General features: G+C 44.4%; 11 protein-coding genes and 1 tRNA gene. 7 read left to right on the top strand and 5 right to left on the bottom strand.

Annotated features, from left to right (window positions below):
* Positions 1-53: 53 nt before the first annotated feature.
* From A7325_RS08835 to A7325_RS08815, 5 genes are all read left to right on the top strand, one after another.
* Positions 54-2,402 (top strand): heavy metal translocating P-type ATPase, encoded by a 2,349-nt coding sequence (locus A7325_RS08835; RefSeq protein WP_068407119.1) that lies wholly within the window; start codon positions 54-56, stop codon positions 2,400-2,402.
* A gap of 331 nt (positions 2,403-2,733) precedes the next feature.
* The gene (eno, locus tag A7325_RS08830; protein WP_068407115.1) at positions 2,734-4,050 is read left to right on the top strand and encodes a phosphopyruvate hydratase; all 1,317 of its coding nucleotides are present in this window, start codon (positions 2,734-2,736) and stop codon (positions 4,048-4,050) included.
* Between the two features lie 134 nt (positions 4,051-4,184).
* Positions 4,185-4,493 (top strand): FtsB family cell division protein, encoded by a 309-nt coding sequence (locus A7325_RS08825; RefSeq protein ID WP_068407112.1) that lies wholly within the window; start codon positions 4,185-4,187, stop codon positions 4,491-4,493.
* Between the two features lie 115 nt (positions 4,494-4,608).
* Positions 4,609-5,400: a 2-C-methyl-D-erythritol 4-phosphate cytidylyltransferase gene (gene ispD / locus A7325_RS08820; protein ID WP_227514979.1), complete on the top strand. Its 792-nt coding sequence runs from the start codon at positions 4,609-4,611 to the stop codon at positions 5,398-5,400.
* A 437-nt stretch (positions 5,401-5,837) separates the two neighbouring features.
* Positions 5,838-6,452, top strand: a complete 615-nt coding sequence (locus A7325_RS08815; RefSeq protein WP_227514982.1) for a BLUF domain-containing protein — start codon at positions 5,838-5,840, stop codon at positions 6,450-6,452.
* 395 nt (positions 6,453-6,847) lie between these two features.
* Here the strand turns inward: A7325_RS08815 and A7325_RS08810 are convergent.
* The 3 genes from A7325_RS08810 to pyrC form a co-directional block, all read right to left on the bottom strand.
* A tRNA-Glu gene (locus tag A7325_RS08810) sits at positions 6,848-6,923 on the bottom strand.
* A gap of 353 nt (positions 6,924-7,276) precedes the next feature.
* Positions 7,277-7,960 carry a ribonuclease T gene (gene rnt, locus A7325_RS08805; protein ID WP_068407276.1) on the bottom strand — a complete coding sequence of 228 codons (684 nt, stop codon included), beginning with the start codon at positions 7,958-7,960 and terminating at the stop codon, positions 7,277-7,279.
* 293 nt (positions 7,961-8,253) lie between these two features.
* The gene (gene pyrC, locus A7325_RS08800; protein ID WP_068407273.1) at positions 8,254-9,324 is read right to left on the bottom strand and encodes a dihydroorotase; all 1,071 of its coding nucleotides are present in this window, start codon (positions 9,322-9,324) and stop codon (positions 8,254-8,256) included.
* Between the two features lie 332 nt (positions 9,325-9,656).
* On the opposite strand from pyrC, the gene A7325_RS08795 reads away from it, so the two are divergent.
* On the top strand, positions 9,657-10,895 hold the full coding sequence (locus A7325_RS08795) for an argininosuccinate synthase (protein ID WP_068407105.1): 1,239 nt from the start codon (positions 9,657-9,659) through the stop codon (positions 10,893-10,895).
* A 132-nt stretch (positions 10,896-11,027) separates the two neighbouring features.
* On the opposite strand, the gene A7325_RS08790 is transcribed toward A7325_RS08795, so the two are convergent.
* A complete protein-coding gene (locus tag A7325_RS08790) occupies positions 11,028-12,308 on the bottom strand; it encodes a hypothetical protein (protein WP_068407103.1) in 1,281 nt (426 codons plus the stop codon).
* A 155-nt stretch (positions 12,309-12,463) separates the two neighbouring features.
* Between A7325_RS08790 and A7325_RS08785 the strand changes: the two genes are divergently transcribed.
* Entirely contained in the window at positions 12,464-13,003 is a 540-nt protein-coding gene (locus tag A7325_RS08785; RefSeq protein WP_068407100.1) for a L,D-transpeptidase, read from the top strand.
* Between the two features lie 176 nt (positions 13,004-13,179).
* Here the strand turns inward: A7325_RS08785 and A7325_RS08780 are convergent, their stop codons facing one another.
* Positions 13,180-14,889 carry a CYTH and CHAD domain-containing protein gene (locus tag A7325_RS08780; protein WP_068407097.1) on the bottom strand — a complete coding sequence of 570 codons (1,710 nt, stop codon included), beginning with the start codon at positions 14,887-14,889 and terminating at the stop codon, positions 13,180-13,182.
* Between the last annotated feature and the right edge of the window lie 123 nt (positions 14,890-15,012).

The raw sequence follows: 15,012 nt of genomic DNA, 5'->3' as shown, positions 1-15,012 counted from the left end.
GACTAAATATCTAAACGCTATCACGCGCTTTAACGCAATAACGAGTTCTCTCTATGAATGACGCTACCCGTACCGCTAACAATGACCCCTATGAAGTTGAGACTGATATCCAGTCAAATACGCCGCTTGCGCCCAAGCGTGCGCACCTGCAACTGGCGATTGAGGGAATGACATGTCAGGCTTGTGCGTCTCGCATTGAAAAAGTCCTTAATAAGAAGCCGGCGGTCTATGAAGTCAATGTTAACTTCGCTGGCGAGACGGCTAACGTCGATTATGATCCAACGCAAACCACACCTGAGCAGGTAACAGAATGGGTGAATAAAACTGGTTTTGTGGCCAATTTGCAGGCCGCTGATAGTTTGTTTGCTAAGTCGGATGAAGATACCGCAACTGTTTATCCATGGCGCCTGATTGCGCTGTGGGTTTGTTTGCTACCGTTCTTGGTTGGTATGGCAGGCATGCTCGTTGGGCAAGGTATGGCGTGGATGCCGCCTGTTTGGATTCAGTTTATCTTAGCGACCATTGTCCAATTTGGGCTGGCATTGCCATTTTACAAAAGCGCGTGGGCGTCTATCAAAGGTGGTCTTGCCAATATGGACGTATTGGTGGTCATTGGCACGGTAACCATTTGGGCGTATTCTACTTATTTATGGCTGACCCATGGCGATGGCACGTTAAGCAGCTTATTACAAAGCGGGCATGCAGGCGGACACGGACCAGCTGTTTATTTTGAAGCAGGGGTAATGGTTATTGCCTTTGTGCGTACGGGTAAGTATTTAGAGGAGCGCACCAAAAAGCATAGCTTAAACAGTATTGATTTATTATTATCCCTAACACCTGATGAGGTTGAGCAGCAACAGCCAAATGGTGATTTTCATAATGTCGCGCTACAAGCGGTGCAAGTAGGCGATATCCTGCGTGCCAAACAAGGCAGCCGTGTGGCAACCGATGGTGTCGTTATCAGCGGTGCTGGCTGGTGCGTTGAGAGTCATTTAACCGGCGAGTCCGTACCGCTTAAAAAAGAAGCAGGTGATGTACTGCTAGCAGGGGCGTTGGTCGAAAATGGCAGCTTACTCTATCGCGTCAGTGCGAAAGGCAGCGATACCAAGCTCGGTGATATGGTACAAGCGCTCAGCGATGCACAAGGCTCAAAGGCCAATTTAGCGCGCCTTGCTGATAGAGTAACGGCTATTTTTGTCCCTGTGGTAGTAACGATTGCCTTGGTTACTTTTGGGCTGACGTGGTGGCTAACGGGTATGGTTGATACTGCCTTAATGCATGCGGTGTCGGTGTTGGTCATTGCTTGCCCATGTGCGCTTGGGTTGGCAACGCCAGCGGCTATTATGGCCGGTATGGGTGTCGCCGCCCGTCATGGCGTTTGGTTCAAAGACGCGCAAAGCTTAGAGGCGGCAGGTAATATTGATACCGTGGTACTCGATAAAACGGGCACATTAACTATCGGTAAGCCAACCATCGTCGATCAGGTCATGGTGGATAAATCGCTTGCCGTCGATGATGTGCTGCAAATTGCTGCAAGTGTTGAGGCGCACGCCAGCCATCCTTTAGCGACGGCGTTGATTAACGCGGCTCAAGAGCGCAACTTGCCATTGATGACTGTCACTGATATCAGTGTCATCAAAGGTGCGGGCATACAGGCCAATATCGAAGGCTTAGGTGTGGTAAAAGTTGGTACGGCAGAGTTTGCTAATCTAACCCTGCCAAAACTGATGCCAAAAGTATGGCAAATTGCCAGTACTGTCGCCATTAGTATCAACGATGAGCCGCTAGGCGCGTTTGCGTTAGCTGACGATTTAAAAGACGACACGCCGCAGGCAATTACTGCGCTACAAGATGCGGGTATCAATGTCATTTTGATGAGTGGCGATAAGCAATCGGTCGTTGACCATGTGGCAGGGCAGTTAGGTATTGAGCAAGCGTACGGTAAAATGAGCCCACGTGATAAGGCGAGCCAAATTGCCCTGTTGCAGACGGCTGGTCACAAAGTGGCGATGGCGGGCGACGGCGTCAATGATGCGCCAGCAATGGCAACCGCCGATGCCAGCTTTGCGATGTTTGAGGGTACGGATGTCGCCCAGCATAGTGCCTCTGCACGCTTGATGGGTGAGTCGCTCATGCATATTGATGCGGCGCAAAAAATTGCCAATGCAACGGTGCGCAATATCAAGCAAAATTTATTCTTTGCTTTTATCTATAATTGCCTAGGTATTCCGCTTGCCGCTTTTGGTTTTTTAAATCCTATGATTGCCGCTGCAGCAATGGCGCTGAGCTCTATTTCGGTATTGATGAATGCGCTACGTCTGACGCGTTTCAAAACCGAGGTTGAGCTAAATAACACCGTCTCTAATACTCAGACTGACAGTAAGCGTTTAACAAAAACATAAATACCAAACCGCCTGTCATATCGTCGCTGTTAAGAGGGATTGCACCCCCTCTTTAATGGCTGATATTACAGGCGATATTTGCTTTTATGGGCGCAAGTTGGGGTAAGATAAGGGAAGTTTGGCGAAATTTATGCTATGATGCCAAGCACGATAGCTGACAGTTAAAGTATTAGATAAACCTTTAATAATACATAAAACCAGCCAATGATATGAATAGATACTGCTGGTTTTGCTATAAGTGCTATACGATATTTTGTTTTACCTTTTTTGTATTGTAGTTGCCGTTATTTATCCCTCAAACTTGGCATGACCATAGGAATTAACAGACATTATGTACGCTGAAGAAACCACCAACGTTGCCGCAATTATAGACATTCGCGCTCGTGAGATTTTAGACTCGCGCGGTAACCCAACGATTGAAGCTGATGTCATCTTAGCTGACGGCACGATTGGCCGTGCTGCTGCCCCAAGTGGCGCCTCAACGGGCTCACGTGAAGCGCTTGAGCTGCGTGATGGCGACCAAAGTCGCTATATGGGTAAAGGCGTCAAAAAAGCCGTTGCCAATGTCAATAGCCAGATTCGTAGCGCGCTGATGGACAAAGACGTCACTGAGCAGCAAGCGATTGATGACGCTATGATTGCGCTCGATGGTACAGAAAATAAAGACAACCTTGGCGCTAATGCCATGTTGGCTGTGTCTTTGGCAACAGCAAAAGCGGCTGCTAAGTCACAAAGCCTGCCATTGCATCAATATATTGCAAACTTGCGCAATCAGACATCATTGACCATGCCAGTACCGATGATGAACATCTTAAACGGTGGCGAGCACGCGGATAACACCGTTGATATCCAAGAGTTTATGATTGAGCCCGTTGGTTTCACCAGCTTTTCAGAAGCGCTGCGTGCGGGTACAGAGATTTTCCATAGCTTAAAGTCTGTCCTAAAAGCACAGGGTTTAAATACCGCGGTCGGTGATGAAGGCGGTTTTGCACCAAACCTACGTAGCAACGAAGAAGCCATCACCGTTATCATGCAAGCGATTGAGCAAGTCGGTTATAAAGCAGGCGATGATATCCATTTGGCTCTAGACTGTGCGGCCAGTGAGTTTTATAAAGATGGTCAATATATCTTGGCAGGCGAGGGTAATAAATCTTTTGATAGCCAAGGTTTTTCAGATTACCTCGTAGGCTTGACGCGTCAATATCCTATTATCTCTATCGAAGACGGTCTTGATGAGTCGGATTGGGATGGTTGGAAATACCTAACTGAACAGATTGGTGATAAAGTTCAGTTGGTTGGCGATGATTTGTTTGTGACCAATCCTGCTATCTTGCAAGAAGGCATTGATAAACACATTGCCAATGCGATTTTGATTAAGTTTAACCAAATCGGCACCTTGTCAGAAACCCTAGATGCGATCTATCTGGCGAAGAAAAATGGCTATGCAACGATTATCTCGCATCGTTCAGGTGAAACTGAAGACAGCACCATTGCAGATTTGGCAGTTGGTACAGCAGCTGGTCAAATTAAAACCGGCTCACTATGCCGCTCAGACCGCGTCGCGAAATACAATCAGCTACTACGTATCGAGCAACAGGTACGTGCAAGCTACCGTGGCCGTGAAGAGTTTATCGGTTTACGTGGCTAATAAGCTGAGTAGCTAAGAATTTTAGTATAAACTTAAGCGCTATATTGTCATTCGCAAGATGATATAGCGCCTAATAAGTTAATCTAATTTTCGATTTTAATTATTATCCCTTTATCACTTGGCGTTAATACTTTATGAAATACTTTAGCCAATTTATCTTACTTGCTTTAGCGGTCGCTGTGCTATTAGGACTGCAATACCAGTATTGGCTGGGTGAAAACGGTCAATTTGAGCATCATAAATTATTGACCCAGATTGAAGAACAACAGCGTTTAAATGACAATCAAGTAGCGGCAAATAACTTGCTGCGTACGGACGTTCATGATCTAAAAACCGGCCTTGAAGCGGTAGAGGAACACGCGCGTTTAGATTTAGGCTTGATTAAGCCAAATGAAACCTTTGTACAAGTATCAACAGCGCCGACAACCCATAGCCGTTATTGATTCTATCTACTCCAAAATAAACGATTACCTATAATTTTTTCTGCTTATATTTAAAGTACGATTTTTTTTAACTTCCTTTTTATCCAATCCAGTCATATCATCATGGAATCTGACCATGAGTATCAATCAAAACCACCTTATGAATACCACACCACATATACATGCCATGATTGTCGCTGCGGGTCGCGGTAGTCGTTTTGGTGCATCAATCGCCAAACAATATACCAAGCTACAAGGGCAGACCTTGTTACAACATAGCGTGGCACGGCTTGCGAGCAGTCGTTATATTGATCAGTGTTTATTGGTGATTGCAAAAGATGATCATACGGCGCAGACGCTTAATTTTGCATTGCCTATTGAATATACGAGCGGTGGAGCAGAGCGTTGGCAATCCGTGCAAGCAGGGGTAGAGGCGCTTATTAGGGCAGGTGCGCATGACTCAGACTTGGTGCTTATCCATGATGCCGCGCGTCCAGCGGTGCCTCAACAAGATATTGATAAAGTGATTAAAGCCGCGCTGCAAGAGCCGTATGGCGCTATCTTAGCGACCCCAGTTGCCGATACCCTAAAACAATCCTATACAGCGTCCTATAAGCACGCTAGTGCTGTCGCCGAAGCTATTAATAGCGCTAAAGGTAAACAGCATTCTTATGTTGAACGTACGCTTGAGCGTAGTAATATGTGGCAAGCGCAAACGCCGCAAGTCTTTCGCTTAGCTAAGCTGCGGGAAGTGTTGGCGTATGTTGAAGAGCATGACCTTGCTATCACCGATGAAGCAAGCGCGTTTGAGTACTTAGCGCTGCCAATTCGTTTGGTCGTTGGCAATCGGCAGAACATTAAACTTACCTATCCTGACGACGCCATCCTGCTTACCGCGATTCTTAACGCCCAGTCCCAATTGTCTTAAAAGATTTTCACCACCGTCACTATTTGCATTTCTCATTCTTTCCCCTGCTAAGTATTTCACTATAAATTTTCTATTCTCAAGTTCTAAATTGAGATGACTCTTCTCATAGCATCCATTTTTCACCTTTATTTTTCTAAGATTTTAGAACGACTGTTGAATAAAAAAGCATTTATTTATGCTATATTTTGAATATAAATGCTTTTAAAGCAACGTTTAGTATTAATAAGTAGTCATTTAAAATAAACATATATTGCTTTGATGACGAAATTAGCCTATGATGTAACCAACTTAATACAATTAATATAAACATTTATAAATCAATAATATAACAAGCCAATTTGTTACTTCTAAATGCCTTGTTGCTCTATTTTTTCTAAAATGAGTATGGTTGTCTTAGCTACATTTACCTGATAATAGGGAGAAGCTGATTGTCAACAGTGAATGATTCGACAAATCCAGTAACGCCAGATCTCTGCCAGCTTGTATATCTGAGCCACATTACGTCGACTGGTCTTGCAAGTGCGAGTACGCTTAATGACATCGCAGAGGTCGCGATTGAGCGTAATCAAGCCGATAACATTACCGGTATCCTTTGCTACGGCAATGGCTACTTTTTTCAATGTGTAGAAGGGTCAGAACAAGCATTGACCAATCTGAAAAATCGCTTGTTGGTCGATGATCGACATAAAGATTTAAAAATATTGGATTTTTCGGCAATTGCTGAGCGCCGTTTTGCGGGATGGTCGCTACGCTCGATCACCCTTGAGCGTTGGATGATGAATGAGCCAAAGCTAAAATCTTTTATGCCATTTAAGCCCCATACTTGGGAAGTGAATGGCTGGCAGCAATTTTTAGATATTCTGCAAGGCTATTATGAAGACCAAGAAAAGACCGGTGAGCTCGACACCCAGCCGATAAAATATAATACGCTAGGGGTGACCTTAGGTAAAGTCGTCGGTCAGCATCAAGCGTTTTTCTTAATTCAAAGTGTCTTAGCGGGCTTAATCGTGTTGGCGCTGCTTTGGTTGATGTTAGCCGATAAGATTTGGTAAATTGTTCTAAATAATTAGCGCATAGATATTTAAAAAGCCAGCATTCAGTGCTGGCTTTTTGCTGCGAGAAAATAATATAAATCATGCTCGATTTATTTATGAGTATTTATAAATATTGATGAAAGACAGATATAGTCAAAACATTCTAAAAACGCGACGGTATTGCTGATATCAATTTTTTGTAGCCTCTGTCTGCGCAAGCACAGCAAGCAAGAAAAATTGATATTAGCAGTACGTGATGTATCGATATTAATTTTCACTCACTATAGATATTCGTGAAAAAAAATAGGCATAAAAAAACCCCACTCAAATTTCTATGAGCAGGGTTTTGCTGGTGCGCTTATCAGTCTTATTGATGCCGTACAGCAAACTTGCTAATAAGTGACGCCAAATAGTGGCGTCCCCAGGGGGATTCGAACCCCCGTTACCGCCGTGAAAGGGCGGTGTCCTAGGCCTCTAGACGATGGGGACTAGTAACAACACTTCAGCTGCTTTCACCATTTATGCCGAAGTGGTGCGTATTTTAATGGCGACCGCGCTTGCTGTCAAGCCTTTTTCGACGTCTTTTTGAAATTAAGTATCTTTTTTTAAGCGCGCGCCGTGGATGTAGGTCTTTTCGCTTTAAATGATGCCGAATCCACAACGACGTACAAGCGCTAATGGTTAACGCCAGTAGCATGTAACCGATAATGGTTGCCCATAATTTAACCTGTGGTTCCATAGCAAAGTCCCTTTTTGTTAAGCTCACCTAATCCATAATAGGTGATTAGCTATAGATAACACTATTCATTGAGTTTAACAATGCAAAGGGCGTATGCTTTATTTTACTTGGCGTCGTCAGCGTTGCTATCGACAGTGCTATTAGCTGCTGTCTCGGTATTTTCCTGCTCGTTATGGATAGCGTTCGCGAGCATCGGGTAGCTATTTAAAATATGACAAAACAGTTCAGCTGTCTTTTGGGTATCATAGAGCGCTGAATGCGCGTCATTACCATCAAAATCAAGCCCAGCAGCCTTACAAGCACGCGCGAGTACCGTTTGTCCGAATGCAAGCGCAGACAGCGTCACGGTATCGAAAACTGAGAAATTATGAAACGGATTATGGTTTTTACTGTTGGTACGCAACACTGCCGCATTTAAAAACGCTAGGTCAAAATGGGCATTATGGCCAATCAAAACGCATTGACGGCAGTCTTCAGCGCGGCGTACTTCTTTTAAGCCTTTAAAAATACGGCGCAGCGCCGTTTTTTCATCTTCGGCAATGGCTTTACGCAGTGGATTATTAGGATCGATACCGGTAAAGGCAAGCGCGCTTGGCTCAAGATTTGCGCCCTCAAAAGGCTCGATATGGGCGTTAAATGCCTCTCCTGGATAAAATACACCTTGCTCATCAAGTAGTACAGGAATACAAGCAATCTCTAATAAGGCGTCGGTTTGCGCATTAAAGCCTGCGGTTTCGACATCGACGACAACAGGCAAAAACTTACGAAAACGCTCTTTTAAGCGCATGGGTGCTTGTTCATCTTTTGCGCCGTTACTATCGGCAGTAGCGCTTGAGGTAGTAGTAAGACAGGCATTTTCCGTATTAGCCAAATTGTTTCTAGGTAAGCCGGCATCATTTTGAATGGTCATATCAGGTTAAATCGCTTTTATCAGTCGTGCTGTGGTATTGAATGAAATAAACAATAAATATCCTATGATACGAGGTTTACTTTTGCTAAGCGAATTGGCGTTTTAGCAAAAGTGCAGACCTAGCATAGGATATGAAATAAATGCAGGCAAATAGCGTTATGTCACTGCTGTTAAGCTTTAATAGACCAAGGTAACGTCTCTCCCGCCAACAGCGGCTTTAATGACGCGCCATCAAAATAAGGGTAATTGGTCGGTACTTGCATCGGCGTGTTTATCAACGTGATGGTACTCTCATTTACTGGCAAACCATAGAACTGGGCGCCAAAGCGGCTGGCAAATCCTTCAAGTTTGTCGATTTTACCCACACTATCAAAAGCAGTGGCGTATAGCGGTAAGGCATTAGCAGCACTATAACAGCCAGCACAGCCGCAAGCCGATTCTTTTGCGTTCGTTGCATGCGGCGCCGAATCTGTACCTAAAAAGAATTTTGGATTGCCACTGGTAGCGACATCCAACAATACTTTTTGATGGCTTTCACGCTTTAAAATAGGCAGGCAGTAAAAGTGCGGCTTGATACCGCCAACCAATAAATGATTGCGATTAAACATTAAATGCTGCGGCGTAATGGTCGCAGCAATTTGATTGCCTTGTTCTAAAACGAAGTCGGCGGCATCACTGGTGGTTATATGCTCCAACACAATTTTCATCGTCGGAAATTTGACGATGATTTGTGCCAACACTTCGTCTAAAAAGCGCTTTTCACGGTCAAAAATATCGACATGGTCATGCGTGACTTCGCCATGGAGCAGTAGTGGTAGATTGTATTTTTCTAAGGCTTCAAAGACATCGACGCAGGCATTAATATCGGTGACACCGTCGGCAGAGTTGGTCGTTGCGCCAGCAGGGTAGAGTTTGACCGCTTGCACGATACCAGATTTTGCCGCCATTTCGATATCCTGAGCAGTGGTTTGATCGGTGAGATACAAGGTCATGCGTGGGTCAAAAGCTGCTTTACGCTCCGCACTCAAATCGCTTGCTGCTAAATGCTGCAGGATGCGCTCACGGTAGGCTTGCGCCGCATCGATATTTTTAACAGGCGGTACCAAGTTTGGCATACAGATGACGCGGTTAAAACTCTGGGCGGCGTGCGGAACGGTAGTCGCCAACGCTTTATCATCGCGCAAATGAATATGCCAATCATCTGGCTGCAGCAGGGTTAATTCTCTAATCGAATCGGTCATAGTATCGTCGCGCTCTATATCTTTATACGGCAGTAAAAGGGAGTCTAGCTGAGCTGCTATCATAACAGATTTGCCTACTTGACTAAATATGCGGCGAAATATCTGTACATAAAAGCGTTATGATTTCGTTGATAAGTAACCAGCGCCTATATATGCATTCATGCTAATTTTCGGTGAAAACCTAGCACCGAATGGCGCTGATACTTTTGCCGCTCGTAAATATGATGTACACTGAGCAGGCAATCTATTTTTTATTTATTTTATCCTATCCTGCGCATTTTTATTTCTCATTAAATGTATTCGATAATAAATTCTTATATTAGGAGTTATTCATGGCTCAGCTTGATCCAAAAAATATTAATAAAATCGTCTTGGCCTATTCCGGCGGTCTTGACACCTCAATCATCGCCAGATGGCTACAAGAAACCTATGATGCAGAAGTGATTACGTTCACCGCTGACATCGGTCAAGGTGAAGAAGTTGAGCCGGCGCGTGCCAAAGCTGAAGCCATGGGTATCAAGCATATCCATATCGAAGACTTACGTGAAGAGTTCGCCCGCGATTATGTGTTCCCGATGTTCCGCGCCAATGCCATTTACGAAGGCGAGTATCTGCTTGGAACTTCTATCGCGCGTCCTTTGATTGCCAAGCGTTTGGTTGAAATCGCTAAAGAGCATAACGCTGATGCTATCAGTCATGGTGCGACTGGTAAAGGTAATGACCAAGTACGTTTTGAGCTTGGTGCCGTTGCTTTATCACCTGACGTGGTCACCATTGCGCCGTGGCGTGAGTGGGATTTATCAAGCCGTGAAAGCTTGATGAAATATGCCGAAGAACATAATATCGCCATCGATTATGCCGGCAATAAGAAAAAATCTCCGTACTCAATGGATGCCAACTTACTGCATATCTCTTATGAAGGCGGCATCTTAGAAGACCCATACGCCGAAGCAGAAGACGATATGTGGCGCTGGTCAGTCAGTCCAGAAGAAGCACCTGACGAAGCGCAATATCTAGAATTAGAATACAAACAAGGTGATATCGTTGCCATCGATGGCGAAGCGCTTAAGCCTTATGAAGTAATGATTAAGCTGAATGAGATTGGCGGTAAGCACGGTATTGGCCGTTTGGATATCGTCGAAAACCGTTATGTCGGTATGAAATCACGCGGCTGCTATGAAACCCCAGCCGGTACCATTATGTTAAAAGCCCACCGCGGTATCGAATCATTAACCCTTGACCGTGAAGCGGCGCATTTAAAAGATGAGCTGATGCCACGTTACGCTAAAATTATCTATAACGGCTATTGGTTTAGCCCTGAGCGCATGATGCTACAAGCCTTGATTGACAAATCACAAGAATATGTCAACGGTACCGTACGCGTCAAATTATACAAAGGCGCGGTTAGCGTCGTCGGCCGTAAGTCAGACGATTCACTGTTTGATGAAAAAATCGCCACTTTTGAAGATGATGCCGGTGCTTATGATCAAAAAGATGCCGAAGGTTTCATCCGTTTAAATGGTCTACGTTTGGCGATTGAAGCCAGCCGTGGTCGTGATTTATCGAAGTAAGCATATTTTTTTAGATTGTTCTAAATAAAGTATGAATAAAAAAAGGCGCTAATAAGTTAGCGCCTTTTTTTTGGTTTTTTAAGGGTTGTTCAACTATTTTCGTCTACTTCAAAATTTATCTATGAATTATTCTTATTGAGACGCTTTTGGTTCTTCAGCGCCATCTTCATCATCGTCTACCATAACAATCGCCACATCTTGCTGTTGGCGCTCCTTGATAAGATCTTGCTCGATGACTTCTTCTGTGGCCAATTTGATACCGTCAGATTTTTGGCTTTGATATTTGAGCGCTGCTAGCCCGCCAAGTACGCCAATAACCGCAATAATGATTAGGATAACGGGATTTTTCCAGAGCGGTATAGGCGCGTCGTATTCAATCGGCTTTTCACTGGTGGTGGTCGGCGTATTGTCGTTATTGCCACCGATTAAGCCCAAACTGACCAAAGGTGGTTTGGGCGGACTGGCAGGCTCGGAGGTAATTCTTAGGCGGTTGCGCTGCAAATATATTTCTGAAATTTTCGCCAGTTGCAACAGCCAACGCTGGTGTGGCAAGCTTATGGCTGACATTTCGGCAAACACCAATAAGTCATTATGTTTGCCTTGCTGAGCATTCGCAGGTGAGCGCCCAATGACCTTTAAATAATTGCCCGTCGCTAGCTGCATGTCTTGGACAGGCTCATGGTTTTCAGGTTTAAACGTCGTCAACTCGTGCCAATAAGGATCAAAAGCGGGCGGGGTATCAGCGAGCTGCGCTGTGCTTAACAAAGTGCGTTCTGTGGCATTTTTTACTTCTGTCTTTAAGTCAGGTTGTAAACCAGATTCTGTAGAAGTGGTTGTTTTTTTATTCTCATTAGGTTCAGCCCGCTCGGTAGATTCTAACGCTGGTTTATTGGCCACAAAGCGCTCGACGGATAAAAACTGTGGCTGCAAGGCGAACCATTTGTCCAGCTCCTCATTATCAAGCTGGCTATATTCTGCTAAAATCGCCAGTTCACGTAAGACAATCACGCATAAAGAGGTGAGTAGTATTTGCACTTGCGGTGACGTCGCCTCAATGCGCTCTGCAATGTAATCACTGGCTTTGATCACGCGCGCATTCTCATGAAAAATCGCATCGGCCACCTCTTGGCGATAATATAAAGTCGCATTGATGGTCGAAAAATTCATTGAATTATATCGTCTTAGTTCTTTGACGGCGGTACGAGTAAACAGTTTTTTACTCACTGCTTGGCCATCATTATGCTGCTGATAAGCAAGTAAGGCGCTGATAATCGCTTGCAAACTGGCATCCATCGCCAAACGCGCTTGCGGTAATGACAGCTTAGCCACGTCTGCCAATAATGACACCATCGGCTTGGTATCTTGATAGAGAAAATCATACATCGACACACGTGTCGGTGAAATAGTCGTCATAATCTGCTAGCATCAAAAAGTGTGCCCCTATATTACGGTGCCAAAAGCCTTGATACAATCCCTTAATAATAGAAAAACGCAAACATTTCGCTCACTATTTACTCTCAACGCAGTTGATAATAACCGCTGTAGATTTATGAGCGCTGGAAAATCTTATGACAAATAACGAAAGCTTTACCGAAGAGTTTAACGAAAATTCTGATGTGCGACTGGTTATTAACATTGCTCAGCAAACGTTAACGCTATATAAATACGATAAAGGAATGACTCAATATACGGTATCGACCGCTAAAAACGGTATTGGCAGCCAGCAAGATAGCGGTTGCACACCCCTTGGTAAGCACATTATCGCGGCAAAAATCGGCGGCAATGAACCCATGAACGCGGTATTTGTGGGACGCAAACCGACAGGCGAGGTCTATAGTGCAGAGCTTGGTAAACTGTATCCAGAGCGCGATTGGATATTAAGCCGTATTTTATGGTTACGCGGTCTTGAAGAGGGGTTGAATAAAGGCAGTAATGTTCACGGCGGCTGCGATACTTATCAGCGTTATATTTATATTCATGGCACACCAGACAGCGAACCAATGGGCGAGCCGCTCTCTCACGGCTGTATACGGATGCGCAATGAGGATATTTTGGAGTTATTTGAACAAGTGACCGAGGGCACAACTGTGACCATTATTGCTCGTTGATATTTACTCGAAAACACTATGCTTAGAAAACACTACGCTTAAAAAACATCATGCTTAAAAACATTACGCATAAAAAAAGACAACGTACCTGATGGTCGCTGTCTTTTTTTGAATTATGTAAAGGTTAAGTTAATTATAAGTAAGATACAGGGTCAAAAAGCCAGTTTTAGTTTTTATTACCAGAACTTATCCGCAGATTTAAGCTTAGCTAAGCGTTTTTTAGACTTTTTCTGTGTATCTATTAAAGAAGCATTCAACCAGCCTGCGCCGTACAAGGCATTCGAGTCTGTGCTCGCTTTATATTGATAGCACTGCTGATAATAATTGGTATCAAGTTGTTGCCTAAGCGCTTGCTGTGCTTTTACGAGACGCTTTAGGAAGCGCTTACTTTTCTTTTCAGACTTTTTAGTGCTAAGCTTTTTATTTTTGAGATTTTCATTGTTGATTAAGGGCGCTGCAAATTCACTAACGTAGCGCAATTTTTCAAGCTGTCGGTACAGTTTATACTGGGCTTGTTTTTCGTCCTTGGCTGGCAAATCTATATCCTTCGTCTGCAGACTTTGCGGCTCTCTACTTTCTAAATTAACGCCTTCTAAGTTAATACTTTCTGAACTCACGGTCTCCAAATTGACACCAGTTAAATCTTTGCTATCCGCGTTAGCATTCCTAGCTTCATGGAGCTTACTCTCAGCTTTCAACAATTTTTTATAACGTTTGTCCAATGTTTTTCTAAGCTTATGAGCGGCGCGTTTATTCGCCTGTGGTTCAAGGTTGGGGTCACTCATGGTAAAGGCTATTAGCTCAAGCAACGTCAGTTGTAAATTATTGGCACGTACCGCATCGATAGGAGTGATTTTCGCCGCTTCAATTTCTGCCGACCAATCAACGCTTGGTGCCTCATGCGCTTGTAAGTAGGGCTCGATATGACTGGCAAGATAAGCAAGCTTGCGATAATCAGCCAGTAAAGTCGCTGTTTGTTTAAGGATGATTGCCCAATCAGGATTGAGCTCATCAGAGAAGCCTTTAAATACCTTAAGCGCGGTACGTAGGCGCTGAATGCCGTTATGCAATTGTAAAACGTGCTCATCAGCAGTGCTGCCTGCGACGATGGCGCTACTATTGGGTAATATTTGCAATAGGCAATTATGTACGACTGCCCGTATAAATGCCGGCCTGCTGCTGTCTTTATCGACAGTTAGATCGCTAAGATTGGCGCTAACCGCTCGGCTATGTTGTTGCTCCGTAATTAATAAACCACCGCGCTCGGCTTTGGTCACTGTCGACAAGCAGAGTTTATGGCGCTGGCACCAGTTTTTGGCAGTCGTAAATAAAAAATCTACATCGCCTGATATCAGCTCAAACTCGATTTCTTGAATGCTATCGCGCTGAGTATCATCTCTACCGTGGATAATCGCTCCGCAGTCGTATGCCATTTCAATCTGATTGCTGCTGTCCTTGTCGCTATTATCTGTGAGCAATCGCGTTATACGCTCGACATCGGTGACATACAGTCGGGTGAGCGTTTTAGCCAGTTTCGTTAGTTTAAACGCCGCTAGAGCAGGGGCGATGGGAGTGTCTTGATAAATGCTCAAATCAGGCATGAGCGTATTGGTGTCCAACATCGCTTGGACTTGTTGGTTATCTAGTACCGTATTGTGCTCTAAACGCGCTGCAATACCGTCGCCACCTGCTTTGATGGTTTGTACCCACGCTTCGCCTTCCTGACGAATACGTAAGCCAATACCCGCCTTAGCGAGCTGCTGATCGGGAGTGTCATAATAATGCGCGGCCAGCTGCGTGAGCTGTGAGGATTTAATATTCGCTTGGCGCATCAAACCTTTTAAGCGTGATTCTGGTACTAGAAACTTCAGCTCTATCTCTTGCATGATGGCTCCCGATTATAGTTATGAATGGTTAGTAATATTTGTTAAATAATTACCATCGTATGAAAGCTATCGAACAATGACAAGTAAAAGTTTTACTTTGGCTGATTAGTGGATACTAGGGCG

The sequence above is a fragment of the Psychrobacter sp. SHUES1 genome (genome assembly GCF_001652315.1).
In the GTDB taxonomy this organism is placed as follows: Bacteria; Pseudomonadota; Gammaproteobacteria; order Pseudomonadales; family Moraxellaceae; genus Psychrobacter; species Psychrobacter faecalis.
The sequence above is the reverse complement of the archived record's forward strand: the minus strand, read 5'-3'. Positions and strand labels throughout refer to the sequence as shown.